Origin of the sequence: Streptomyces sp. NPDC093252 (assembly GCF_040683675.1) — a bacterium.
Lineage (GTDB): Bacteria > Actinomycetota > Actinomycetes > Streptomycetales > Streptomycetaceae > Streptomyces.
Genome location: NZ_JBFBEM010000011.1, coordinates 192,184 through 215,249, shown reverse-complemented (window position 1 = coordinate 215,249; position 23,066 = coordinate 192,184). Strand labels below are relative to the sequence as shown.

The 23,066-nt window shown below is 73.2% G+C and carries 21 protein-coding genes; 13 read left to right on the top strand and 8 right to left on the bottom strand.

The window, feature by feature from the left end; all coding sequences use genetic code 11:
* Position 1: 1 nt before the first annotated feature.
* The gene (ndgR, locus tag AB0O01_RS23840) at positions 2–718 is read right to left on the bottom strand and encodes an IclR family transcriptional regulator NdgR (RefSeq protein ID WP_365316245.1); all 717 of its coding nucleotides are present in this window, start codon (positions 716–718) and stop codon (positions 2–4) included.
* A 200-nt stretch (positions 719–918) separates the two neighbouring features.
* Here ndgR and leuC point away from each other — a divergent pair, with 200 nt between their 5' ends.
* The 4 genes from leuC to AB0O01_RS23820 all read left to right on the top strand — a co-directional run bounded on the left by leuC (position 919) and on the right by AB0O01_RS23820 (position 4,272).
* Entirely contained in the window at positions 919–2,343 is a 1,425-nt protein-coding gene (gene leuC, locus AB0O01_RS23835) for a 3-isopropylmalate dehydratase large subunit (RefSeq protein WP_365316244.1), read from the top strand.
* 6 nt (positions 2,344–2,349) lie between these two features.
* Positions 2,350–2,943: a 3-isopropylmalate dehydratase small subunit gene (gene leuD / locus AB0O01_RS23830; RefSeq protein WP_365316243.1), complete on the top strand. Its 594-nt coding sequence runs from the start codon at positions 2,350–2,352 to the stop codon at positions 2,941–2,943.
* Positions 2,944–3,254: 311 nt separating this feature from the next.
* Positions 3,255–3,485, top strand: coding sequence for a hypothetical protein (locus tag AB0O01_RS23825; protein ID WP_365316242.1), 231 nt, complete (start codon positions 3,255–3,257; stop codon positions 3,483–3,485).
* A gap of 136 nt (positions 3,486–3,621) precedes the next feature.
* Positions 3,622–4,272, top strand: a complete 651-nt coding sequence (locus AB0O01_RS23820) for an HU family DNA-binding protein (RefSeq protein ID WP_365316240.1) — start codon at positions 3,622–3,624, stop codon at positions 4,270–4,272.
* Positions 4,273–4,378: 106 nt separating this feature from the next.
* Here AB0O01_RS23820 and AB0O01_RS23815 read toward each other — a convergent pair whose 3' ends face one another.
* Both AB0O01_RS23815 and cofC read right to left on the bottom strand, forming a co-directional pair.
* Positions 4,379–4,582, bottom strand: coding sequence for a hypothetical protein (locus tag AB0O01_RS23815; RefSeq protein WP_365316238.1), 204 nt, complete (start codon positions 4,580–4,582; stop codon positions 4,379–4,381).
* Positions 4,583–5,104: 522 nt separating this feature from the next.
* Positions 5,105–5,743 (bottom strand): 2-phospho-L-lactate guanylyltransferase, encoded by a 639-nt coding sequence (gene cofC, locus AB0O01_RS23810; RefSeq protein WP_365316237.1) that lies wholly within the window; start codon positions 5,741–5,743, stop codon positions 5,105–5,107.
* A gap of 189 nt (positions 5,744–5,932) precedes the next feature.
* On the opposite strand from cofC, the gene AB0O01_RS23805 reads away from it, so the two are divergent.
* The 3 genes from AB0O01_RS23805 to AB0O01_RS23795 all read left to right on the top strand — a co-directional run bounded on the left by AB0O01_RS23805 (position 5,933) and on the right by AB0O01_RS23795 (position 9,145).
* On the top strand, positions 5,933–6,820 hold the full coding sequence (locus AB0O01_RS23805; protein ID WP_365316236.1) for a lysophospholipid acyltransferase family protein: 888 nt from the start codon (positions 5,933–5,935) through the stop codon (positions 6,818–6,820).
* Positions 6,817–7,827 carry an NAD(P)H-dependent glycerol-3-phosphate dehydrogenase gene (locus AB0O01_RS23800; protein ID WP_365316234.1) on the top strand — a complete coding sequence of 337 codons (1,011 nt, stop codon included), beginning with the start codon at positions 6,817–6,819 and terminating at the stop codon, positions 7,825–7,827. Before AB0O01_RS23805 ends, AB0O01_RS23800 begins: the two co-directional genes overlap by 4 nt.
* Before the next feature lie 154 nt (positions 7,828–7,981).
* Positions 7,982–9,145 carry a D-alanine--D-alanine ligase family protein gene (locus tag AB0O01_RS23795; RefSeq protein ID WP_365316232.1) on the top strand — a complete coding sequence of 388 codons (1,164 nt, stop codon included), beginning with the start codon at positions 7,982–7,984 and terminating at the stop codon, positions 9,143–9,145.
* A gap of 47 nt (positions 9,146–9,192) precedes the next feature.
* Here AB0O01_RS23795 and AB0O01_RS23790 read toward each other — a convergent pair whose 3' ends face one another.
* Positions 9,193–9,708, bottom strand: coding sequence for a DUF3515 domain-containing protein (locus tag AB0O01_RS23790; protein WP_365316231.1), 516 nt, complete (start codon positions 9,706–9,708; stop codon positions 9,193–9,195).
* Between the two features lie 20 nt (positions 9,709–9,728).
* Positions 9,729–9,962, bottom strand: coding sequence for an Lrp/AsnC ligand binding domain-containing protein (locus AB0O01_RS23785; protein ID WP_019068732.1), 234 nt, complete (start codon positions 9,960–9,962; stop codon positions 9,729–9,731).
* A gap of 203 nt (positions 9,963–10,165) precedes the next feature.
* On the opposite strand from AB0O01_RS23785, the gene AB0O01_RS23780 reads away from it, so the two are divergent.
* Together AB0O01_RS23780 and thiD are read left to right on the top strand one after the other, a co-directional pair.
* Complete coding sequence (locus tag AB0O01_RS23780) at positions 10,166–11,140, top strand: thiamine-phosphate kinase (RefSeq protein WP_365316230.1); 975 nt, start codon at positions 10,166–10,168, stop codon at positions 11,138–11,140.
* Entirely contained in the window at positions 11,137–11,958 is an 822-nt protein-coding gene (gene thiD / locus AB0O01_RS23775; protein WP_365316229.1) for a bifunctional hydroxymethylpyrimidine kinase/phosphomethylpyrimidine kinase, read from the top strand. Before AB0O01_RS23780 ends, thiD begins: the two co-directional genes overlap by 4 nt.
* Before the next feature lie 80 nt (positions 11,959–12,038).
* Here thiD and rpmB read toward each other — a convergent pair whose 3' ends face one another.
* Positions 12,039–12,224, bottom strand: coding sequence for a 50S ribosomal protein L28 (rpmB, locus tag AB0O01_RS23770; RefSeq protein WP_004924906.1), 186 nt, complete (start codon positions 12,222–12,224; stop codon positions 12,039–12,041).
* A 264-nt stretch (positions 12,225–12,488) separates the two neighbouring features.
* On the opposite strand from rpmB, the gene AB0O01_RS23765 reads away from it, so the two are divergent.
* Positions 12,489–14,183, top strand: coding sequence for a DAK2 domain-containing protein (locus tag AB0O01_RS23765; RefSeq protein WP_365316227.1), 1,695 nt, complete (start codon positions 12,489–12,491; stop codon positions 14,181–14,183).
* Positions 14,184–14,258: 75 nt separating this feature from the next.
* Here AB0O01_RS23765 and AB0O01_RS23760 read toward each other — a convergent pair whose 3' ends face one another.
* Both AB0O01_RS23760 and AB0O01_RS23755 read right to left on the bottom strand, forming a co-directional pair.
* Complete coding sequence (locus AB0O01_RS23760) at positions 14,259–17,246, bottom strand: tetratricopeptide repeat protein (RefSeq protein WP_365316226.1); 2,988 nt, start codon at positions 17,244–17,246, stop codon at positions 14,259–14,261.
* Positions 17,243–19,273 carry an HSP90 family protein gene (locus AB0O01_RS23755; RefSeq protein WP_365316224.1) on the bottom strand — a complete coding sequence of 677 codons (2,031 nt, stop codon included), beginning with the start codon at positions 19,271–19,273 and terminating at the stop codon, positions 17,243–17,245. Before AB0O01_RS23755 ends, AB0O01_RS23760 begins: the two co-directional genes overlap by 4 nt.
* Before the next feature lie 273 nt (positions 19,274–19,546).
* On the opposite strand from AB0O01_RS23755, the gene recG reads away from it, so the two are divergent.
* The 3 genes from recG (at position 19,547) to coaD (ending at position 23,031) form a co-directional block, all read left to right on the top strand.
* Positions 19,547–21,829, top strand: a complete 2,283-nt coding sequence (gene recG, locus AB0O01_RS23750) for an ATP-dependent DNA helicase RecG (protein ID WP_365316223.1) — start codon at positions 19,547–19,549, stop codon at positions 21,827–21,829.
* Positions 21,830–21,940: 111 nt separating this feature from the next.
* On the top strand, positions 21,941–22,525 hold the full coding sequence (gene rsmD, locus AB0O01_RS23745) for a 16S rRNA (guanine(966)-N(2))-methyltransferase RsmD (RefSeq protein WP_365316222.1): 585 nt from the start codon (positions 21,941–21,943) through the stop codon (positions 22,523–22,525).
* A 26-nt stretch (positions 22,526–22,551) separates the two neighbouring features.
* Positions 22,552–23,031: a pantetheine-phosphate adenylyltransferase gene (gene coaD / locus AB0O01_RS23740; protein WP_365316220.1), complete on the top strand. Its 480-nt coding sequence runs from the start codon at positions 22,552–22,554 to the stop codon at positions 23,029–23,031.
* Positions 23,032–23,066: the final 35 nt, after the last annotated feature.

Genomic DNA, 23,066 nt, shown 5'->3' with positions numbered 1-23,066 from the left:
GTCAGCCCGTGCGGCGGAGGGCCTCTGAGAGGCGGGAGGCGGCGTCGATCACGGCCTGGGCGTGCATCCGGCCGGGGTGGCGGGTGAGGCGCTCGATGGGGCCCGAGACCGAGACGGCGGCCACCACGCGGTTGGACGGGCCGCGTACCGGCGCGGAGACCGAGGCCACCCCGGGCTCGCGCTCACCGATCGACTGGGCCCAGCCCCGGCGGCGTACGCCCGACAGGGCCGTGGCCGTGAAGCGGGCGCCCTGGAGGCCGCGGTGCAGGCGCTCCGGCTCCTCCCAGGCCATCAGGATCTGCGCGGAGGAGCCCGCCTTCATGGTGAGCGTCGAGCCGACCGGGACCGTGTCCCGCAGGCCCGAGAGGCGCTCCGCCGCCGCGACGCAGATACGCATGTCGCCCTGGCGCCGGTAGAGCTGGGCGCTCTCGCCCGTGATGTCGCGCAGGTGGGTCAGGACCGGGCCGGCCGTGGCCAGCAGTCGGTCCTCACCGGCCGCCGCCGCGAGTTCGGCCAGGCGCGGGCCCAGGATGAAACGGCCCTGCATGTCGCGTGCCACCATGCGGTGGTGTTCCAGGGCCACGGCCAGGCGGTGAGCCGTGGGTCGTGCCAGTCCGGTGGCCGTGACCAGACCCGCGAGGGTGGCCGGGCCGGACTCCAGAGCGCTCAGGACGAGGGCCGCCTTGTCCAGAACGCCGACGCCGCTACTGTTGTCCATGCAACGATATTCGCGTCTCACTCTGTGAAACGCAAGTTCAATTTTTCGTGGAACGCGCCACTCTGGAGGTACACGAAGGCACAGGGGCCCGCGGTTGCGAAGGGGCCCGGCGGTCCGCGCCCGGAACCGAGGGGGAGGGCGCCGCCGCCTCTCGATCTCTAGTTGGGCCGTCGCGCAGTGCGCCGGCCGGAGGGAAAGCGATGGGTAGGACACTCGCGGAGAAGGTCTGGGACGACCATGTCGTCCGGCGCGCGGAGGGCGAGCCCGACCTTCTCTACATCGATCTGCACCTGCTGCACGAGGTGACCAGCCCGCAGGCGTTCGACGGCCTCCGCAAGACCGGGCGGACCGTGCGCCGCCTGGACCTGACCATCGCCACCGAGGACCACAACACCCCGACCCTCGACATCGACAAGCCGATCGCCGACCCGGTCTCCCGGGCCCAGCTCGAGACGCTGCGCAAGAACTGCGCCGAGTTCGGCGTCCGGCTGCACCCGCTCGGTGACGTCGAACAGGGCGTCGTCCATGTCGTCGGCCCGCAGCTCGGGCTCACCCAGCCCGGGACGACCGTGGTCTGCGGCGACTCGCACACCTCCACGCACGGCGCCTTCGGCGCGCTGGCGTTCGGTATCGGCACCTCGCAGGTCGAGCATGTGCTGGCCACCCAGACGCTGCCCATGGCCCGCCCCAAGACCATGGCGATCACGGTCGACGGCGAGCTGCCCGACGGGGTCACCGCCAAGGACCTGATCCTGGCGATCATCGCCCGGATCGGCACCGGCGGCGGCCAGGGCTATGTCCTGGAGTACCGGGGCGCGGCCATCGAGAAGCTCTCGATGGAGGCCCGGATGACCATCTGCAACATGTCGATCGAGGCCGGTGCCCGCGCGGGCATGATCGCCCCCGACGAGACCACCTTCGCCTACCTCAAGGGCCGCGCCCACGCCCCCGAGGGCGCGGACTGGGACGCCGCCGTCGCCTACTGGCAGACGCTGCGCACGGACGACGACGCCGAGTTCGACGCCGAGGTGGTCATCGACGCCGCCGGGCTGTCGCCGTTCGTCACCTGGGGCACCAACCCGGGTCAGGGTGCCCCGCTTTCGGCGGACGTCCCCGACCCGGCTTCGTACGAAGACGCCTCGGAGCGGTTCGCCGCCGAAAAGGCCCTGGAGTACATGGGGTTGGCGGCCGGGCAGCCGCTGCGGTCCATCAACGTGGACACCGTCTTCGTAGGTTCCTGCACCAATGGGCGGATCGAGGATCTGCGGGCCGCGGCCGAGATCCTGAAGGACCGCAAAGTCGCCGACGGGGTACGGATGCTGGTCGTACCGGGCTCCGCGCGGGTCGGGCTCCAGGCCGTCTCCGAGGGTCTGGACGTGGTCTTCAAGGAGGCCGGCGCCGAATGGCGGCACGCGGGCTGCTCGATGTGCCTGGGCATGAACCCGGACCAGCTCGCCCCGGGGGAGCGCTCGGCGTCCACCTCCAACCGCAACTTCGAGGGGCGGCAGGGCAAGGGCGGCCGTACGCATCTGGTGTCTCCGCAGGTCGCAGCCGCGACCGCGGTGCTGGGACACCTCGCCTCCCCGGCCGACCTGACCGACGACCGCACGCCCGCTGGAGTCTGAACCGCCATGGAAGCATTCACCACCCACACCGGCCGGGCCGTCCCGCTGCGCCGCAGCAATGTGGACACCGACCAGATCATCCCCGCCCACTGGCTCAAGAAGGTGACCCGGGACGGGTTCGAGGACGGGCTCTTCGAGGCGTGGCGCAAGGACGAGACGTTCGTCCTCAACCGGCCGGAGCGGCAGGGGGCGACCGTGCTGGTCGCCGGGCCCGACTTCGGTACCGGCTCGTCCCGAGAGCACGCCGTCTGGGCGCTCCAGAACTATGGCTTCAAGGCCGTGATCTCCTCCCGGTTCGCCGATATCTTCCGGGGCAACTCGCTGAAGAACGGCCTGCTCACGGTGGTGCTGGAGCAGAAGACCGTGGACGCGCTGTGGGAGCTGACCGAGCGCGACCCCGAGGCCGAGGTGACCGTCGACCTGGAGCGGCGCGAGGTCCGCGCGGAGGGCGTCACCGCCTCCTTCGAGCTGGACGAGAACGCCCGCTGGCGGCTGCTGAACGGCCTCGACGACATCTCGATCACCCTCCAGAACGAGGCGGACATCGCCACCTACGAGGCCGGGCGGCCCTCCTACAAGCCGCGCACCCTGCCCGTGTGAGCCGGGCGGGTCCCGAAGGAGCCGCGGAGGGATCGCGGAGGAACCTGCGGAGGGCCCGCCCAACGGTCGAATTTCGGCCACCGAACACCCCGGCTGTACCCCCGATCGGCCCGATCGGGGGTACAGCCGTTTCTGTACCCGTACGGCGGCATGCCCGGCCGGAGGCGGGCGCAACTGCCCATGTCAGCGGGGTGGTTGGCGGCGGAGGCCGGTTCGGCGGGGGGTCGGGCGGCGGGCCCCGAAAGGGCCGTTGGAGGGGGCAGTTGCCCCCCGAGCAGGCGACAACTCGCCCCAGATGGCACAATCTGTGCATGGGACACGACGGCCAACTCAAGCTCTATGCGGCGGTCGCGGACCAACTCAAGGAAGCGCACACAACTGTGCGCGCACTGCAAGTCCCGGAGGGCGTACGGATGGCGCTGACCCGGAAGCTGCTGGTCATTACGGCCGCGGCCAAGCACGATCTCGCCGATGCGGCAAGGCGTCTGGAGGCGTTCACCGCTGACCTCGACGAGGGTCGATTCCCCGACGAGGAAGGCTGAACGAGACAGGGCAGTCGAGTCCGTTGCGGCACAAGGGTGATAAGCCCGTTTCGTGTTTGATTTGCGGTATATATCTGCCTAACGTGCGAAAAAGCCTGAACACTTTCGTTCCGGCGATGTCTCCGAAGGGGAAGACGTGAACAAGGCGCAGCTCGTAGAAGCGATTGCCGACAAGATGGGTGGCCGCCAGCAGGCCGCCGATGCCGTCGACGCGGTCCTGGACGCCATCGTCCGCGCGGTCGTCGCCGGGGACCGGGTCTCGGTCACCGGGTTCGGCTCGTTCGAGAAGGTCGAGCGTCCCGCTCGCTACGCCCGCAACCCCCAGACGGGCGAGCGGGTTCGGGTCAAGAAGACCTCCGTGCCGCGCTTCCGCGCGGGTCAGGGCTTCAAGGACCTGGTCAGCGGCTCGAAGAAGCTCCCGAAGGGCGACATCGCCGTGAAGAAGGCCCCCAAGGGCAGCCTGACCGGCGGCGCCTCGGCCACCGTCAAGAAGGCCGCGGCCAAGAAGACCACCGCGAAGAAGGCCGCCACGAAGGCCGTCGCCAAGAAGACCACGGCGGTCGCGAAGAAGACCACCGCCGCGGCGAAGAAGGCGACCACCGCCGCCAAGAAGACCACCGCCAAGAAGACCACGGCGGCGGCCAAGAAGACGGCCGCGAAGAAGACCACAGCCAAGAAGGCGACGGCCAAGAAGGCCCCGGCGAAGAAGGCGACCGCCAAGAAGGCCCCCGCCAAGAAGTCGACGGCCCGCAAGACCACCGCCAAGAAGGCCACCGCCCGCAAGTAGGCGGACCGCAGGGCACTCACACGCCGGGCCGGACTCCCTCGGGAGCCCGGCCCGCGGCGTGTTCCGGCCCAGGTCAGGGGCTGTTACCGGGGGTTTGGCGCAGGGGCTACAGGGTCTGGAGCGTCACCAGTGTGATCCGCCGGTCGGTGCCCTCGCCCGCCGTCTCGATCCGCACCCGCTGCCCCGGCCGCAGCAGCCGCAGCCCACCCGCGTCGAACGCGGCGGCGTCGAAGGGCACCGGCGTGCCGTCGTCCAGCAGCACCTGCCCGCTGCGGGTGCCGGCGTCGTACGTGTATGCGGTGGCCTGCATGGGTGCAGGGTACTGGGCGGGAGGGTGCCGCTGGCCGCGGGGGCGCTGGGTGTCGGTTCTGCCGTTGGGTGTGGTGGGCGTTGGTCTGCTGCCGGGTGCGGGGTGTCTGCCCAAGGTTCGGGGCGGGGTGCTTGTCGGTGGCTCGGTGCGGTGGGTTTCCGCCGGGTGCCGGGTGCCGGGTGCCGGGTGCCGGGTGCCGGGGGGCGGGTCGCGGGAGGGCGGGTGCCGGGTGTCAGGTGTCTGTCCATGACCCGGCCCCGGATGCGTGCCGACGGCTCGGTGCTGGGCGTCTGCCTGCTGCCGGGTGCTGTGCGCTGTCCATTGCCCTGCACCGGACGTCTGCCGGGTGCTCGGCGTCAGACCGCTGCCGTGTCCCGAGTGTCCGCCGGGTGCTCGGCGTCAGACCGCTGCCCCGCGCGGAGCGCCACCCCTGCGCGGAGCGCCCCCGGTGCCCCCTCCCCCGGCGATTCGCCTCCCCGGCGCCCCCCAGCGACCCGCCCCCCCCAATGACCCCCCTCCCCCCTACTGCCCCGAGATGAGCAGCCCCGCGGTCGATGTCGCTGTTCGGGGGCCCACTCCGAGGGTCAGGGCCGCGCGGAGGTCGGCGCCGGTGTCCACGTCCTGGCGTACCGAATCCACCGAGTCGAGGAGGAGTTCTTGGGCCCCCGAGGCGTGGTGCTGGGTGCGGGAATCCGGGCCGAATGCCGGGCGCAATTCCAGGCCGGGGGATGCGGTGAGCAGCGTAGTGCCGACGCCGGCCGCATCCGGCAGGAAAGCGCGCGGGAATTGCGCCGCCGCGTCCAGTACCCGGGCCAATTCCGCCGGGCGCAGTGCCGGGAGATCGGCGTTGAGAGCGGCCACCGGGGTATTGGGGAGAGCGGACCGCACCTTTGCCGCGCCGAACTCCAGGGCGGCGTTCAGCCCGCGGCCCGGTTCGTCGGGGAGGACCGACGCGCCCAGCGCGGACAGTTCCCGGGCGGCCAGAGCGTCGTCCGTGACGACTGCCACACCGCGCACCGCGGGGCAGGCCAGCGCCGCTGCCACCGTGTCCTGGGCGAAGGCCAGCGCCAGCCCCGGGCGCAGCGCGTCCGCCGCGGTGTCCGCGAGCCTGCTCTTGGCCCGAGCCAAGGGCTTCAGGGGTACCACCAAGGTCCACTGCACCAGCGTTTCCGTCCTTCTCTTGTCGCGGTCATTGTCACCCGGGCCGTCGCGCGGTTTCCTCTGCCCAGGCGCGATACACCGCTCCGGGAAGCGGTGGCCGGGGACCGGCGGGCGTACGGTGTTCTCGACAGACAGGCGGCCTGGGGCGACACTTGTGCGGCCCCCCAGGCCCTAGAGGAAGGTGTTCCCGTGCCCCGCCGCAGAAAGGGCTTCTGGTACCGCCTGGCCGCGGTGCTCTGCAAACCGCCCCTGCTGGTTCTGCTCAAGCGGGACTGGCGCGGAATGGAGCACATTCCGGCCGAGGGCGGATTTATCACCGTGGTGAACCACAATTCCCACGTCGACCCCTTCGCGTACGCGCACTTCCAGTACAACACCGGACGTGTTCCGCGATTCCTGGCGAAGAGCGGTCTTTTCAAGAAGGGGTTCGTGGGCGCCGCCATGCGCGGCACCGGGCAGATCCCCGTCTACCGGGAGAGCACCGACGCCCTCAGCGCCTTCCGCGCCGCCATCGACGCCGTGGAGCGCGGTGAGTGCGTCGCCTTCTACCCGGAGGGCACCATCACCCGGGACCCGGACGGCTGGCCCATGACCGCCAAGACCGGTGCCGCCCGGGTCGCCCTGAAGACCAGGTGCCCGGTGGTGCCGGTCGCCCAGTGGGGCGCCAACGAACTGCTCCCGCCGTACGCCAAGAGGCCGAGTCCGCTGCCGCGCAAAACCCACCATGTGCTGGCCGGGCCGCCGGTGGACCTGTCCCGCTTCTACGGCCGGGAGATGACTGCGGACGTGCTCAGGGAGGCGACCGAGGTCATCATGGCCGCCATCACCCGCCAACTGGAGGAGATCCGCGGCGAGCGGGCACCCGCCACGCCCTACGATCCCCGCACGGAGCGGATCGAGCAGCGCCGGCGCACCCAGGAACAGACCCGGACCCAGGAGGAGCACGGGGACGGGCACGGGGACGCGGGCGGGGACGAGGGCCGGGAGAGGACCCCGCGGCAGACCCGGGGGTCGGCCGCGGGGGCGCGGAGCAGGGCACGGACGCAGGGCGAGCAGGCGGAGGGGCGGAGCAAGTGAGCAAGGCGGTCAAGGCGGCGGTGTTCAGCGCCGGTTCATGGGGTACGGCGTTCGGCATCGTGCTCGCCGACGCGGGGTGCGAGGTCACCCTGTGGGCGCGGCGCGCGGAGGTCGCGGACGCCATCAACTCCACCCGGACCAACCCCGACTACTTCCCCGGCGTCGAGCTGCCGCGCAATCTGCGCGCCACCACCGACCCCGCCGAGGCCGCCGCGGGCGCCGACTTCACGGTGCTGTCCGTCCCCTCGCAGACCCTGCGGGCCAACCTCGCCGCCTGGTCCGGGCTGCTGGCCCCCGGCACGGTCCTGGTCTCCCTGATGAAGGGCGTCGAACTCGGCACCACCATGCGGATGAGCGAGGTCATCGCCGATGTCACGGCGACCGACCCCGACCGGATCGCCGTCGTCACCGGCCCCAACCTGGCCCGGGAGATCGCCGCGCGGATGCCGGCCGCCGCCGTCGTGGCCTGCGCCGACGAGGAGGTCGCCCAGCGTCTCCAGGCCGCCTGCCACACCCCCTACTTCCGCCCGTACACCAACACCGATGTCGTCGGCTGCGAGCTGGGCGGCGCGGTGAAGAACGTCATCGGGCTGGCCGTCGGCATCGCGGACGGCATGGGGCTCGGCGACAACGCCAAGGGCTCGCTCATCACCCGCGGCCTCGCCGAGACCACCCGCCTCGGCCTCGCCATGGGCGCCGACCCGCTGACCTTCTCCGGCCTCGCGGGCCTCGGTGACCTGGTCGCCACCTGCTCCTCGCCGCTGTCCCGCAACCACACCTTCGGCACCAACCTCGGCAAGGGCATGACCCTGGAGCAGACCATCGCGGTCACCAGGCAGACCGCCGAGGGCGTCAAGTCCTGCGAGTCGGTGCTCGATCTGGCCCGCCGCCACGGCGTCGACATGCCCATCACCGAGACGGTCGTCGGCATCGTCCACGAGGGCAAGCCGCCGGTGGTCGCCCTGAAGGAACTGATGTCCCGCAGCGCCAAGCCGGAACGCCGCTGAGGAGTTGCCCGCCGCCGGGGCCCGCCCCGGGACCCTCCGACGAGCCGCCTCCGCCGCCCCGCCCCCGCAACCCCGTGGACGGCGGACACCTGTGCGACGCCCCGGGCCGGGAACGCTAGGAGCGGGCGGGGGCAGCGGGTACGCTCAACGCGATATGAGCAGCGAGAACCTCCCCCAGAGCCCTGGGCCGGGACAGCCCTTCCGTAAGCCGCGTGTGGCCGTCGTGTTCGGCGGGCGCAGCTCCGAGCACGGGATCTCCGTGGTCACCGCCGGCGCCGTCCTGCGGGCCATCGACCGGACCAGGTACGAGGTCCTGCCGATCGGCATCACCCAGGACGGCCGCTGGGCGCTCACCGCCGACGCCCCGGAGCGGATGGCGATCACCGACCGCCGTACGCCCAGCGTCGACGAGCTGGCCGAGTCCGACGAGGGCGTCGTCGTCCTCCCCGTCGACCCCGCCGACCGCGAGGTCCTCTACAGCGAACCCGGCGCGGTGCCCAAGGCGCTGGGCGAGGTCGATGTCGTCTTCCCGGTGCTGCACGGCCCGTACGGCGAGGACGGCACGCTCCAGGGGCTGCTGGAACTGTCCGGGGTGCCCTATGTCGGCTCCGGGGTGCTCGCCTCGGCCGTCGGCCAGGACAAGGAGTACATGAAGCGGGTGTTCACCTCCTTCGGGCTGGCGGTGGGCCCGTATCTGGTGATCCGCCCCCGGGAGTGGGAGCGCGACGAGGCGACCGCGCGCGGACGGATCGCGGCGTTCGCCGCCGAGCACGGCTGGCCGCTGTTCGTGAAGCCGGCCCGCGCCGGGTCCTCCATCGGCATCACCAAGGTCGACGACCCCTCCGGGCTGGACGAGGCCCTCGCCGAGGCCCGCCGCCACGACCCGAAGCTCCTGATCGAGGCCGCGCTGCGCGGCCGGGAGATCGAGTGCGGGGTGCTGGAGTTCGAGGACGGCCCCCGGGCCTCCGTACCCGCCGAGATCCCGCCGCCGCAGAGCCACGCGTACTACGACTTCGAGGCCAAGTACATCGACTCCACCCCCGGCATCGTCCCCGCGCCGCTGACGCCCGCGGAGACCGCCGAGGTGCAGCGGCTGGCGGTGGCCGCGTTCGAGGCCGCGTCCTGCGAGGGCCTGGTCCGCGCGGACTTCTTCCTCACGGACTCCGGCGAGTTCGTGATCAACGAGATCAACACGATGCCCGGCTTCACGCCGATCTCGATGTACCCGCAGATGTGGGAGAAGAGCGGCGTCGGCTACGCGGAGCTGGTGGACCGTCTGATCCAGGCGGCCCTGAACCGCTCGACGGGACTGCGGTAGCGCGGCGGGCCTCCGCTCGACGGGGCTGCGGCGGAGCGGCCGGACGGTCAGTCGGCGATGCCCTCCGGGATCGCCGACTTGATCGCCGGGGCGAGAGCCACCAGCACCCCCGCGCTGTCCCCGGCCCGCTCCCCGTCCACCGCCACCTCCACATACGCGACCCGGCTCGCGGTGGTGAAGCGGAACGCCCCGTCATCGGCCTTCTCCTGGAGCCAGTCGACCCCGTCGACCCCGCCCGCGACGGCATCGGCGTCCCCGCCCACCGCCACTTTGGGATCGATCATCTTCGGCGGCCGGATCACCCCGCACCGCAGTATGATCGCCGGGCCGCGCCCCCACCCCGCGGTCAGCGCGGAAGCGGGTTCCGGATCGTCCCGGTCCTGACCGGCCACCGTCGCGGGCAGCGCATCGTCCAGCTTTCCGCACAGTTCGGTCACCGTCGCGTCCGGCGACGGAACCGCCGCGGTGGCGGTGTCGTCTGCTGATGAGCAGCCCGCGACAGTGATCGCGAGCACGAGTGCGAGCGGGGGCAGGCCGAGCGGCCGGTGACGGAAGAGAGGCACCGGCCCAGCGTAGACGGGGGCTACAGATGGACCACCGGGCAGGTCAGGGTGCGCGTGATGCCGTCCACTTGCTGGACTTTCGCGACCACCATGCGGCCCAGGTCATCGACGGTGTCGGCCTGGGCGCGGACGATGACGTCATAGGGTCCCGTCACGTCCTCGGCCTGGATCACTCCAGGGATCTTGCTGATCGTATCGGCGACGGTCGACGCCTTGCCGACCTCAGTCTGGATCAGGATGTACGCCTGTACCACGGAACCTCCAGGGCGGCCACGAGGATCATGTGGGGAAAAGGAACGCCACGGTATCGCGTCGCCGCTCGCCGCGGGGAGACCCGGTGGGGCGGGGCGCGCACGCGCCGGGATGCGCGGCCGGGGGGCGTTGATCTCCGCGGTGGCGATATCGGGTCATATGGGGTCGTATCAGATTCTCTCTGGAGAGAAGGGGTGCAAGGGCGATGAAGGGCACTGTGGGCGAGCTGGGTGAGTTCGGGCTCATCAGGGAGCTGACCTCCCGGCTCACCACCAACCCGGCGGTCCGGGTCGGCCCCGGCGACGACGCCGCGGTGGTCGCCGCACCCGACCGGCGTGTCGTGGCGAGCACGGACATCCTGCTGGAGGGCCGGCACTTCCGCCGCGACTGGTCCACCGCCTACGACGTCGGCCGCAAGGCCGCCGCCCAGAACCTGGCGGACATCGCCGCCATGGGCGCCGTACCGACCGCCCTGCTGCTGGGGCTCGTGGTGCCCGCCGAACTCCCGGTCACCTGGCCGACCGAGCTGATGGACGGACTGCGCGACGAGTGCCAGGTCGCCGGTGCCTCGGTGGTCGGCGGCGATGTGGTGCGCGGGGACACCATCATGGTGTCGATCACCGCGCTCGGCGATCTGCGCAACCAGGAGCCGGTCACCCGGGCCGGTGCCCGCCCCGGCGACCTGGTCGCGGTGACCGGCTGGCTCGGCTGGTCCGCCGCCGGGTACGCGGTGCTCTCCCGGGGCTTCCGCTCGCCCCGCGCCTTCGTCGAGGCCCACCGCCGCCCCGAGCCGCCTTACCACGCCGGACCGGCCGCCGCCGGGCTGGGCGCCACCGCGATGTGCGATGTCAGCGACGGGCTGATCGCCGACCTCGGGCACATCGCCGAGGCCAGCAAGGTACGGATCGACATCCGCTCCGGCGCGATCGACATCCCGTCCCAGATGAACGACATCGGCCAGGCCGTCGGCGTCGATCCGCTCCAGTGGGTGCTGACCGGCGGAGAGGACCACGCGATCGTCGCCACCTTCCCGCCGGACGTGAAACTGCCCGCGCGCTGGAAGGTGATCGGCGAGGTGCTCCACCCCTCGGCGCTGCCGCAGGTGACCGTGGACGGGGCGCCCTGGACCCGCAAGGGCGGCTGGGACCACTTCGGGGACCTGGGGGACATCGAGTCATGAGCACCGCACCTCTCATGGGCACCGCACCTCCCCGCGTCCTCACGGTGGCCGGGTCCGACTCCGGCGGCGGCGCCGGCATCCAGGCCGACCTCAAGACCATGCTCGCCCTCGGCGTGCACGGCATGAGCGTGATCACCGCCGTCACCGCGCAGAACTCCCTGGGCGTCCAGGGCGCCTGGGAACTCCCGGTGGAGGCCGTGCGCGCCCAGTTCCGCAGTGTCGTGGACGACATCGGCGTCCAGGCGGTCAAGACCGGGATGCTGGCCTCCGCCGCCCTCGTGGAGACAGTCGCCGAACTGATCGACGGCACGGACGCGCCCGCCGTGATCGACCCGGTGGGCGTCTCCAAGCACGGCGACTCCCTGCTCGCCGCCTCCGCACTGGACTCCGTCCGCACCCAACTGCTGCCGCTGGCGACCGTCGTCACCCCGAATCTGGACGAGGTGGCCCAGCTCAGCGGCGTCCGGGTCGGCGCCGAGGACGATCTGCGGACGGCCGCCGCCGCCCTGCTCGACCTCGGCCCCCGCTGGGTGCTGGTCAAGGGCGGGCATCTGCCCGGCGAAGCGGTCGACCTGCTCACGGACGGTTCCGCCGAGCACTGGCTGCGGGCCCCCCGCCACGACAACCGCCACACCCACGGCACCGGCTGCACCCTCGCCTCCGCGACCGCCGCCCGGCTCGCCCTCGGCGACACGGTCCCGGAGGCGGTGACGGCGGCGAAGCGCTATGTGACCGGCGCCATCGCGGCGGGCTTCGCCCTGGGGGGCGGGATCGGTCCGGTGGACCATGGATGGGAGCTGCGGCGTGCGCGTCCCTGAGGGGACGGCAAAAAGCCGACCCACCGAAGTGGGTCGGCTCGATGCGGCGAACCAGCTATGGCCGTGCGCTCAACTGAGCGTCAGCGCGAGACCTTGCCGGCCTTGATGCACGAGGTGCAGGCGTTCACGCGCTTCGGCGTCCCGCCGACCACGGTACGCACACGCTGGATGTTCGGGTTCCAGCGACGGGGCGTACGGCGGTGCGAGTGCGAGATGTTGTTGCCGAAGCCCGGCCCCTTGCCGCAGACGTCGCAGTTGGCAGCCACGGGTCACTCCAAAGACTTCAGATGCACTTACGGTGGATCCCGGCATGCCCGGATCCAGGGATCTGAGTGGCGGTGCCGGGGGGAATGGCCCGATCAGGATCGGGCAACCGAAGCAGCATACAACGGCTGCGTCGGTACAACGAAATTACCATGGCTGCTCAGGGGCCTGTCCGGCTCCCCGGGCGCTCGTCCCGCCCCCTTCCGCCGTCCACCGGGCCCGGCACTACGCTGCGTCCCACGTCCGGCAGGTTCCTAGGAGGCGCAGTGGCGCAGGTGCCGCAGACATTCTTCGATGCTCTCGCGGTGCGCACCTGGTGCGGTCTCGCGCTGGAGGCACTGGGTCGCGCGCGCGAGGAGATCGACGCGATCAACGTGTACCCGGTCGCGGACGGGGACACCGGTACGAATCTCTATCTGACCGTGGAGTCGGCGGTGGCCGCCGTGGAGGCGGTCTTCGCGGGCTACGGGGTCGACGCCCGCAACGCCGGGGGCCCCTCCCTGGAGGACGCCGCGCGGGCCATGGCCCACGGGGCGCTGATCGGCGCCCGCGGGAACTCCGGGACGATCCTGGCGCAGCTCCTGCGCGGGATGGCCCAGGTGCTGGCCGCCGGCGCGGGGGAGAAGGGGCACGCGGGCGGGGCCGAGCTGGGGCTCGCCCTGCGGCACGCGGCCGGTGCCGCGCGCGAGGCGGTGGCGCATCCCGTGGAGGGAACGGTGCTGTCGGTGGCCTCGGCCGCCGCCGGGGCGGCGGGGACGGCTGCGCCGGGCGCGGACTGCGGGACGGTCGCCCGAGCGGCCTACGAGGGCGCCCGAACGGCCCTGGCGGCGACCCCGGGGCAACTGGCCGTGCTCGGGCGGGCCGGGGTCGTGGACGCCGGGGGGCGGGGCCTGGTGGCGGTGCTGGGGGCGCTGGTGGAGACGTTCACGGGGGAGGTGCCCGGGGCGCCGCCCGTGAGCCTCGCGGGGACCCCCTCCGGGGCCGCCCCGGAGTGCGCCGACGGGGGCGGGAACGGGAGCGCGGGCGGGGCCGACGACGGGCCCGCCTACGAGGTGATCTACCTCCTGGAGGCCGCCGACCCGGCCGTGGCCCGGCTCCGGGAGCGGCTCGACGGGCTGGGGGACTCCCTGGTGGTGGTCGGCGGCGACGGGCTGTGGAACGTCCATGTGCATGTCGACGACGCCGGGGCCGCAGTGGAGGCCGGGGTCGAGGCCGGGCGGCCGTACCGGATCCGGATCACCCACTTCGGCGCCGACGACGTGCACAGCGCCCGGACCGAGCGGATGCCCCGGGAGCGGGCGCAGCGGGCGGTGGTGGCGGTGGTGCCGGGCGAGGGCCTGGCGGGGCTGTACACGGAGGCGGGCGCCACGGCCGTACTGGCCCGCCCCGGGGAGCCGCCCGCGAGCGGGGAGCTGGTGGAGGCGGTACGGCGGGCCCACGCGCGCGAGGTGGTGCTCCTGCCCAACGACGCCGAGCTGCGCCACACGGCCGCCGCGGCGGCGGAGCAGGCCCGCGCCGAGGGGGTCAGGGTGGCGCTGATCCCGACCCGGTCGGCCGTCCAGGGCCTCGCGGCGCTCGCCGTGCACGCGCCGGAACGGCGGTTCGACGAGGACGTGGTCGCCATGACCTCGGCGGCGGGCGCCACCCGCTACGCCGAGGTCGCGGTCGCCGAACGGCAGTCCTGGACCATGGCGGGGATCTGCCAGGCCGGGGACGTCCTGGGGCTGATCGACGGCGATGTCGCGGTGATCGGCTCCGAGGTCGGGGCCACCGCCGAAGCGGTCCTCGACCGGATGCTCTCGGCGGGCGGTGAGCTGGTCACCCTGGTCCTCGGCGACGACGCCCCGCCCGCTGTCGCCGGGCGGCTGGAGGCGCGGGTGCGGGAGTCGTATCTCGCGGTGGACACGGTGGTGTACCGGGGCGGGCGGCAGGGGGCGTTGCTGCTGATCGGGGTGGAGTAGGGGCGGGGTCCCGGCCGGTGCAGCCCCCCCACGGGGGGTGGGGGAGGGGGAGCGGCCGGGACCCCCTACTGCGGGTCACTCCTTGTTGTCGCCGCTCTCGCCCTTGTCCTGCGCGTCCTCCGTGTCCTCCGTGTCCTCCGCCAGGGTCTCCAGCATGCGTTCCGCCTCGCGGGTGCGCAGGGTGGCCGCTTCGGTGCCGGGCTCGTCCTCGCCGTCGCCTTCCGGGGGCGTGGACGCGTAGGCGGCGAGGACCGCCCGCGCGCGGGTGCGGGCGGCGTCCGGGCGGCCGAGGTCGGCCTCCAGCCAGCCGGCGGCGAGTTCGGCGCCGGTACGGGCGTGGAGCGCGGCGGGGCCCAGGGACGCGAACACCTCGACGGCGTGGTCCAGCTCGGTCAGCGCCGCCGCGAAGCCGGGCTCGTGACCGGCGCCCTCGTCGTCGCCCGCCGCGCGGGCCAGCAGATCGCCGAACTGGCGGTGGGTGTGGCCCAGTTCGAGGGCGAGTGCCCGGCGGACCTCGCCGTCGGGGGCCGCGCTCCGGGCCGCCGCGCACTCCTTCACGGCCCGGGACATCAGGTCCGGCGCGCCGTCCCGGGTGGACTCGTCGCGCAGGGCCAGCCAGGCGCGGGCGCGCAGGGCCCGGACCAGGCCGGGCGGATCGCCCAGGGAGCGCCACAGGTCGCCCGCGCGGTCGTACGCCCGGTCGGCCTCGGCGAGCATCCCGGCGGCGCCCAGGGACTCGGCGGCGAGATGGGCGAGGGTGGCGTGGTCCTGCTGCTCGGGCCAGTGCCGGGCGAGGTCGGCCGCCTGGAGCCGCCGCTCGGCCGCCGCGCGGTGCTCGCCCAGTTCGCTGAGCGCGTCCCCGAGCCACCACTGCGTCTGGACCACCGCCCCGTCGCCATGGGTCTCCACGGTCAGGTCGGCCAGCGCCGACTCCAGCACCTCGGCGGCCTCCGCGAAGCGCCCCTGGGGCAGCAGGAAGCCGCCGAGGAGCTGCCGCGCCCAGGCGCCCAGCTCGGCGCCCTCGCCCGCCTCGTCGGCCCAGTGCGCGGCCTCCAGGGCGTGTTCCGCGGCCTCGGCGGGGCGCCCGGCGCCGCCGAGCACCTCGGCGAGCTGGAGGTTCAGCCGGGCCCGGCCGGGCGGCTCCAGATACGCCCCGCCGTGCTCCAGGGCCGCCCGCAGCGCCCGCTCCGCCCCGGCCGGGTCGCCCAGGTGGTGCGCGAGCCCCGCGAGCCGGGCCTCGTACTCCACGGCGAACCACGGCAGACCCGCGTCCACGAACCCGGCCGCCGCCCCCTCGAACAGCTCCGCCGCGCCCGGCAGGTCCCCGGTGCGCGCCGCCAGCTCGGCGAGCATCGCCCGCGCCTCCGCGTCCCGCGCCGCGAGCCGTACGTCCTCCCCGGTCCGGCCCTCGACCAGGGCCGCCACCTCGCGCACGGCCGCCCCGGCGGCGTCCAGGACGTCCCGCTCGATCTCCTCCCCGGCCTCGTGCACCTCCCGCATCAGGATCCGCGCCCGCGCCATCACCACCGACACGGTCTGCCGCACCCCGGTGCCCTCGGCGGCGTACAGCGCGAGCACCTCGTCGTACAGCCCCGTCACCGCCGCGAGGGCCTCGGCGACACGCCCGGCGAGGGCCTGTACGTAGGCCCCCCGCGCGCGGGCGGCCAGTGCCTCGCCCGGGTCGCCCGCCTCGGCGTAGTGCTCCGCGGCCCGCTCGAAGAACTCCAGCCCCTCCGGACCCAGCTCCATCGCCCGGTGGTCGGCGATCTCGGCGCGGTCCCGGGCGTCCAGCCCGGCGCCCCCGTCGGCCGCCCGCGCCACCGCCGCCCATGCCTCCACGGCGTGCGGGCGCAGCGTGTCCGACTGGCGCCGGGCCTCGGCCAGCAGCGCCGCGAGATCGGCACCCGCGGGAGCCTCGGCGGCCTCCGGGGCGGGTGCGGGCGCGGTGCGTATGGAGCGGATGCCCAGGGGCAGGCGGTCCGCCAGGGGGCGCTGGTCCATCCGCGCGCGGGCCCGCTCACTCACGTACGGCGTGCCGTTGCGGGCGTCGAAACGGGCCGCCAGCGCGAGGGCCTCCGCGCGGGCGTGCCCGGCCAGGGCGGCGGCCGTCCAGGCACGGCCCGCCGGACCCGGCACCGGACCGTCGCCCAGGCCCAGCTCCGTCAGCCGGTCCATGAGCAGTGCCACCACGCTCAGGAAGTCCAGCCGGCTGCGCGGGTGCCCGGTGTCGGTGAAGTACGCCGGGCGCTCCGCGAGCAGCTCCAGCGCGCGGGCCTCGTTCCCGCTCAGCGCGCAGAACTCCACATGGTCCGCGTAGGCGCCCCGCATGCTCTCCATCGGCCGCACCAGCCGGAACCCGCGCAGATGGTGGGCGCGGGCCTCGTCGTGGCGGCCGAGCCGCAGCAGCGGCAGCAGCGAGGAGGCGAGCGCGGTGTGCGGCTCGTGGGCGCAGGTGTACTCGCCCTCCAGGACCGGCCCCCACAGCTCCAGCGCCCGCGCGTCCCGGCCCCGCTCCGACTGCCACCAGCCCTGGCCGTGCAGCTCGCAGGCGTGGCAGTCGGCCATGTCGTCGCGGTCCGCCGCCAGCCAGGCCGTGTACGCCCGCTCGGCCCGCTCCACATCGCCCACATGGGCGGCCACACTGAACTCCGCGCTGCGCACCGCGCGTTCCGAGTGCCCGGCGAGCCGGTAGCGGTGCTCCATCTCGCCGAGCCACTTCTCGACCGAGGCGAGCGGGATGTGCGGCTGGTCCAGCATGCCCGCCGACATCCACTTGAAGACCCAGTGCAGCGAGTGCGCCTCGTAGGCGTCGAAGTCCTCCGGGCGCTCGTCCCACATGCGCAGCAGGCGCGCGAAGGGGACGAACATCTTGTCCTTCTCGGAGCTGTAGTTGTAGACCTTGAGCTGGTGGCCGAGCGCCTCGATCACGGCGAGCGGGACGTCCAGCTTCTCGGCCTCGGCGAGCAACTGCTCCGCGCGCGCGTTGCGGGCCGGGCCCTCGGGGCGCTCGGAGTTCTCCGCCATGGCGTGGCGCAGCGCGTCGAAGTCGGTGATCTCACTCATCGGTGACCGTTCCCGGGGGAGTCTGAGCCGGGGCCACCGGGTGCGCCGGGGCCGGAGGGGCTGGGTGGACCGGAGGGGCCTGAGGGGCTGGAGGGGCCTGAGGGGCCTGGGTTCCTTGGGCCGGGCGGGCCGGGTGGCCCGGAGTTCGCGGGGCCGGGCGGGCCGGACGGGCCCGGGTTCCCGGGGCCGGGGGCCGTCGGGTCCTCGCCGTGCGTGGCCCACTCCAGGAGCCCGATGAACGCGCGGTTCAGCAGGGCGGAGTCCGCCGGCCGCAGCGGGCGCTGGGCCATCAGCAGGGCCTGGCCGTACAGCGACTCCGTGGCCGTGCCGATCAGCTCCCGGTCCTGGAGCGAACTGATCCGCCGGATCAGCGGGTTGAGATGGTTGAGCACCAGCCTCGCGCGCGGGGCGCTGCCCCGCAGGGAGCCCAGGATGCCCGCCCACAGATCGTCGGCCTCGGCCTCGGCCGCCGCGCGGGCCTGCTCGTGCCGCGCCTGCCGGTCGTCCAGGTGCAGCGCGGGCACCGACAGCGGATGGAACGCGCGTAGCACCACATCGCAGCCCAGCGGGTCCAGCGCGGCGCGGGCCGCGCCCAGGAAGCCCGACAGGGCCAGCTCCTCCGCCGGGTCAACGGCGTCCAGATGGGCCGTCACCGTGTCGGCGTCCAGCTCCGCCACCGACGAACCCGGCCGCACCGACGGCAGCGCCTCCACCAGCTCGCTGTCATACGTGTAGCCGCCGTTGACGACCCCGATGCCCTGGGCCGAGGCGATCGGGGCGACCTGCCGGAACTCCTCGACCGTGCGGGTGAAGTGCACCACCGGGTGGCGCTGCGCGAACTCCTCCAGGGACAGTTGCCCGTCGGTCGTCTCGAACGGCAGCCACGGCAGCATCGTGCGCAGCATGTCCTTGTCGTGCCGGGCGAGCGACTTCACGCCCAGGTGGTGCACCGACAGGAACGCCGCCAGCCGCTGCGGGTCCCCGGCCGCGAGCCCCGTCAGCCAGGAACGGATCCGCTCGCCCAGCGCCTCGCGCACCGCGGCCAGCGTCTCGTCCTCGTACAGCGCCTCGCGCGAGGCGGTCGGCCGGAGGCTGTCGGTGTCCAGGACACAGCGCACGAAGAACGCCCAGTCGGGCAGGAGCTGTTCGGCGCGCTCGGTGAGCAGCATGCCCTTGAGGTGCACCCGGTGCCGGGCGCGCTGGGCGGGGCTGACCGCCGACGGCAGCACATAGGCCACGCCCCGGATCCCGGCCAGCGGCACACTCAGGTCGATCGAGTCCAGCGGTGTGAACCCGAACAGGTCGTGGCAGTGCCGGGCCAGCGCCACCCGCCGGGTCGCGGGCGACGGATAGGGCCGGTCCCAGGGCGCCGGGAGGTCGGTGACCTCCTCCGCGCCCACCCGTACGTCGTACGGCAGCAGGGAGCCGAAGTCCCGGGCCAGTTCCAGCACCCGGTCCCCGGCCAGCCACTCGGCGGCGCCCGCGCGGGGCTCCAGATGGACGGTGGTGCCCGGTTCGGGCCGGGCCGAGTGCGGGAGGGTCCGCACGGTGTACGAGCCGTCGTCGGTCGCCGTCCACTCCACCGGCCGGGCGTCCGGCGTGCGGGCGCTGCGGCTGACCACGCGGATCTTCTCGGCGACCACGAAACACGCCAGCAACCCGATGCCGAACTGCCCGAGGAAGTCCGAGCGGGCCTCCTGGAGCCCCTCGGCCCGCTTCGAGCTGCGGCCGATGGTGGCCAGCAGGGTGTGCACGTCCGGCTCGGTGAGCCCGACGCCGGAGTCCTCCACGCGCAGGGCGCCGCCCTCCGCGTACAGCCGCACCCGGGCGGGCGCACCGGGCTGCTCGGTCCGGCGGGCGGTGATCGCGTCGACGGCGTTCTGCATCAGCTCGCGCAGATACACCCGGGGACTGGAGTAGAGGTGATGGGAGAGCAGGTCCACCAGACCACGCAGGTCGACCTGGAAGGTATGGGGTGAATGGGGAGGCTGAGGAGCCTGGGATGACTGTGAGGTCTGTGAATCCATCGTCGCTGCGCCGGTGGGGGGTTTCGCGACGGCGCGGGGTCGGGCGGCCCCGGGTGGGGTGACCGCGGATGGGCGGACGGAGCGGAACGCACGGACAAGCGAACGGACAGCCACAGGGGCCGCCACAGCGGCAGCCACACGGACAGCCGAGTGGACAACCGTAGGGGCAACCGGCCGGCGATGGCCCGGGGCGGGCCATCCTAGAGCCCGAACGAGCCGTCTGACCAGGGGTTTCCTCAGACGTATACGGCAATGTCAGTGGCGTGGTGTGCAATGGATCTCGTGCCCGCGCTGGAAGAACCACTGAAGAAGGTGCTCGGCCCCCCCACCGCCAAGGTGATGGCCGAGCACCTCGGCCTGCTCACCGTCGGCGACCTCCTCCACCACTACCCGCGCAGATACGAGGAGCGCGGCCAGCTCACCCACCTCGCCGACCTCCCCATGGACGAGCACGTCACGGTGGTCGCGATGGTGGCGGACGCCCGGCTGCACACCTTCGCCTCCGCCCGCGCCCCCCGCGGCAAGGGCCAGCGCCTGGAGGTCACCATCACCGACGGCAGCGGCCGGCTCCAGCTCGTCTTCTTCGGCAACGGCGTCCACAAACCCCACAAGGACCTCCTGCCGGGCACCCGCGCGATGTTCGCCGGAAAGGTCTCCGTCTTCAACCGCAGGCTCCAACTCGCCCACCCGGCCTACGCATTGCTGCACGGCGACGGCGAGGAGCCGGGCGAGTCCGTGGAGTCCTGGGCCGGCGCCCTCATCCCGCTCTACCCGGCGACGGCCAAGCTGGAGTCCTGGAAGATCGGCAAGGCCGTCCAGACCGTCCTGCCCCGCGCCCAGGAAGCCCTGGACCCGCTGCCGGACTCCCTGCGCGAGGGCCGCGGTCTGCTGCCGCTCCCGGAGGCCCTGCTCAAGATCCACCGCCCCGCGACCAAGGCCGACATCGAGGACGCCCGCGCCCGCCTCAAGTGGGACGAGGCGTTCGTCCTCCAGGTCGCCCTGGCCCGCCGCCGCCACGCCGACGCCCAGCTCCCGGCAGTTCCCCGCGCCCCCGCGCCCGACGGCCTGCTCACCGCCTTCGACGCCCGGCTGCCCTTCACCCTCACCGAGGGCCAGCGCAAGGTCTCCCGCGAGATCTTCGCCGACCTCGCCACGGACCACCCCATGCACCGCCTCCTCCAGGGCGAGGTCGGCAGCGGCAAGACGATGGTCGCCCTGCGCGCGATGCTCGCCGTGGTCGACGCCGGGGGGCAGGCCGCGATGCTGGCGCCCACCGAGGTGCTGGCCCAGCAGCACCACCGCTCGATCGTGGAGATGCTGGGCGAGCTGGCCGAGGGCGGCATGCTGGGCGGCGCCGAGCACGCCACGAAGGTCGTGCTGCTCACGGGCTCCATGGGCGCCGCCGCCCGCCGCCACGCCCTGCTCGACCTGGCCACCGGCGAGGCCGGGATCGTCATCGGCACCCACGCCCTGATCGAGGACAAGGTGCAGTTCCACGATCTCGGTCTGGTCGTGGTGGACGAGCAGCACCGCTTCGGGGTGGAGCAGCGCGACGCCCTGCGCGGCAAGGGCAAGCAGCCCCCGCACCTCCTGGTCATGACGGCCACCCCGATCCCGCGCACGGTCGCGATGACCGTCTTCGGCGACCTGGAGACCTCGGTCCTCGACCAGCTCCCGGCCGGCCGCTCACCCATCGCCAGCCATGTCGTCCCGGCCGCCGACAAACCCCACTTCCTGGCCCGCGCCTGGGAGCGGGTCCGCGAGGAGGTCGCGAACGGCCATCAGGCGTACGTCGTCTGCCCCCGGATCGGCGACGAGGAGGACGCCCCCGGGAAGCCCGCGAAGGGGTCGGGGACCCAGCCCGCGAAGGGGTCCGGGAACGCCGCCAAGGGCGCCGGACAATCCGCCGGCGCGGCGGATCAGGTCGCCGACGCCGACAAGCGCCCCCCGCTCGCGGTCCTGGAGGTCGCCGACCAGCTCGCCCGGGGGCCGCTGTCCGGCCTGCGGATCGAGGTGCTGCACGGCCGGATGCACCCCGACGACAAGGACGCGGTCATGCGCCGCTTCGCCGCCGGGGAGACGGACGTCCTGGTCGCCACCACCGTCATCGAGGTCGGCGTCAACGTCCCCAACGCCACCGCCATGGTGATCATGGACGCCGACCGCTTCGGGGTCTCGCAGCTCCACCAGCTCCGGGGCCGGGTCGGCCGGGGTTCCGCGCCCGGCCTGTGCCTGCTGGTCACCGAGATGCCGGAGGCGAGCCCCGCCCGTCAGCGCCTGGCCGCGGTCGCCGCCACCCTCGACGGCTTCGAGCTGTCCCGGATCGACCTGGAGCAGCGCCGCGAGGGCGATGTCCTCGGCCAGGCCCAGTCCGGCGCCCGCTCCAGCCTGCGCGTCCTGGCGGTGATCGAGGACGAGGAGATCATCGCCGAGGCCCGCGAGGAGGCGACGAGACTGGTGGCCGCCGACCCCGCCCTCACCGCCCTCCCCGGCCTGCGCACCGCCCTGGACGCCCTCCTGGACGAGGAGCGGGAGCAGTACCTGGAGAAGGGCTGACCCCCACCCCAGGGGCGCGCGCAGCCCCGCGACCGGCGACACTGAACACGCGAACGCCCCGCTCCACCCCACCCCACTCAAACCCGCACCCCACCCCGAAGGACCCCCACCATGACCCGCGTGATCGCCGGCGCCGCCGGCGGACGCCGCCTGACCGTCCCGCCGGGGACGGGCACCCGCCCCACCTCCGACCGCGCCCGCGAGGGACTCTTCTCCACCTGGCAGTCCCTCCTCGGCGGCCCGCTGGACGGCGAACGCGTGCTCGACCTGTACGCCGGTTCCGGCGCCGTGGGCCTGGAGGCGCTGTCGCGCGGGGCGGGCCACACCCTGCTGGTGGAGGCCGACGCCCGCGCCGCCAGAGTCGTCCGGGACAACGTGCGGAACCTGGGCCTGCCCGGCGCCGAGGTCAGATCGGGCAAGGCCGAGCAGATCATCCAGTCGCCGCCCCCGGACCCGTACGACCTGGTGTTTCTCGATCCGCCGTACGCCGTCAGCGACGACGATCTTCGGGAGATACTGCTCACACTCCGCTCGGAGGGCTGGCTCGCGGCGGAAGCCCTCGTCACCGTGGAACGCAGCACCAGAGGCGGGGAATTCGGGTGGCCGGGCGGTTTCACGGCCCTGCGGTCCCGTCGCTACGGCGAAGGGACCTTTTGGTACGGTCGCGCCGCCTCACAGTGCGAAGACGCACGATGACCGGACCGGAGAGCGAGGGATCTCAAGTGCGACGCGCCGTCTGTCCCGGGTCGTTCGACCCGATCACCAACGGACATCTCGACATCATCGCCCGCGCGTCCCGTCTCTACGACGAGGTCTATGTCGCGGTCATGATCAACAAGTCCAAGAAGGGCCTGTTCGAGATCGAGGAGCGGATCGACCTGATCCGCCGGGTCACCACCGAGTACGACAACGTACGCATCGAAGCCTTCCACGGCCTGCTGGTCGACTTCTGCCAGCAGCGCGACATCCCGGCCATCGTCAAGGGCCTGCGCGCGGTCAGCGACTTCGACTACGAACTCCAGATGGCCCAGATGAACATCGGCCTCTCGGGCATCGAGACCCTCTTCGTGCCGACCAACCCCACCTACTCCTTCCTCTCCTCCTCCCTGGTGAAGGAGGTCGCCACCTGGGGCGGCGATGTCTCCCACCTGGTCCCCCCGGAGGTCTTCGACGCGCTCACCGCCCGGCTGAAGCGGGACTGAGACCGGCGGAGCCCCGCCCCCGGCGCCCGCCGCCT

Coding starts and splice junctions, on each gene's coding strand:
- leuD (WP_365316243.1), top strand. CDS start 2,350: ATGGAAGCATTCACCACCCACACCGGCCGGGCCGTCCCGCTGCGCCGC.
- AB0O01_RS23825 (WP_365316242.1), top strand. CDS start 3,255: ATGGGACACGACGGCCAACTCAAGCTCTATGCGGCGGTCGCGGACCAA.
- rsmD (WP_365316222.1), top strand. CDS start 21,941: ATGACCCGCGTGATCGCCGGCGCCGCCGGCGGACGCCGCCTGACCGTC.
- leuC (WP_365316244.1), top strand. CDS start 919: ATGGGTAGGACACTCGCGGAGAAGGTCTGGGACGACCATGTCGTCCGG.
- AB0O01_RS23760 (WP_365316226.1), bottom strand. CDS start 17,246: ATGAGTGAGATCACCGACTTCGACGCGCTGCGCCACGCCATGGCGGAG.
- AB0O01_RS23815 (WP_365316238.1), bottom strand. CDS start 4,582: ATGCAGGCCACCGCATACACGTACGACGCCGGCACCCGCAGCGGGCAG.
- AB0O01_RS23795 (WP_365316232.1), top strand. CDS start 7,982: ATGAGCAGCGAGAACCTCCCCCAGAGCCCTGGGCCGGGACAGCCCTTC.
- ndgR (WP_365316245.1), bottom strand. CDS start 718: ATGGACAACAGTAGCGGCGTCGGCGTTCTGGACAAGGCGGCCCTCGTC.
- AB0O01_RS23780 (WP_365316230.1), top strand. CDS start 10,166: ATGAAGGGCACTGTGGGCGAGCTGGGTGAGTTCGGGCTCATCAGGGAG.
- recG (WP_365316223.1), top strand. CDS start 19,547: ATGGATCTCGTGCCCGCGCTGGAAGAACCACTGAAGAAGGTGCTCGGC.
- thiD (WP_365316229.1), top strand. CDS start 11,137: ATGAGCACCGCACCTCTCATGGGCACCGCACCTCCCCGCGTCCTCACG.
- AB0O01_RS23755 (WP_365316224.1), bottom strand. CDS start 19,273: ATGGATTCACAGACCTCACAGTCATCCCAGGCTCCTCAGCCTCCCCAT.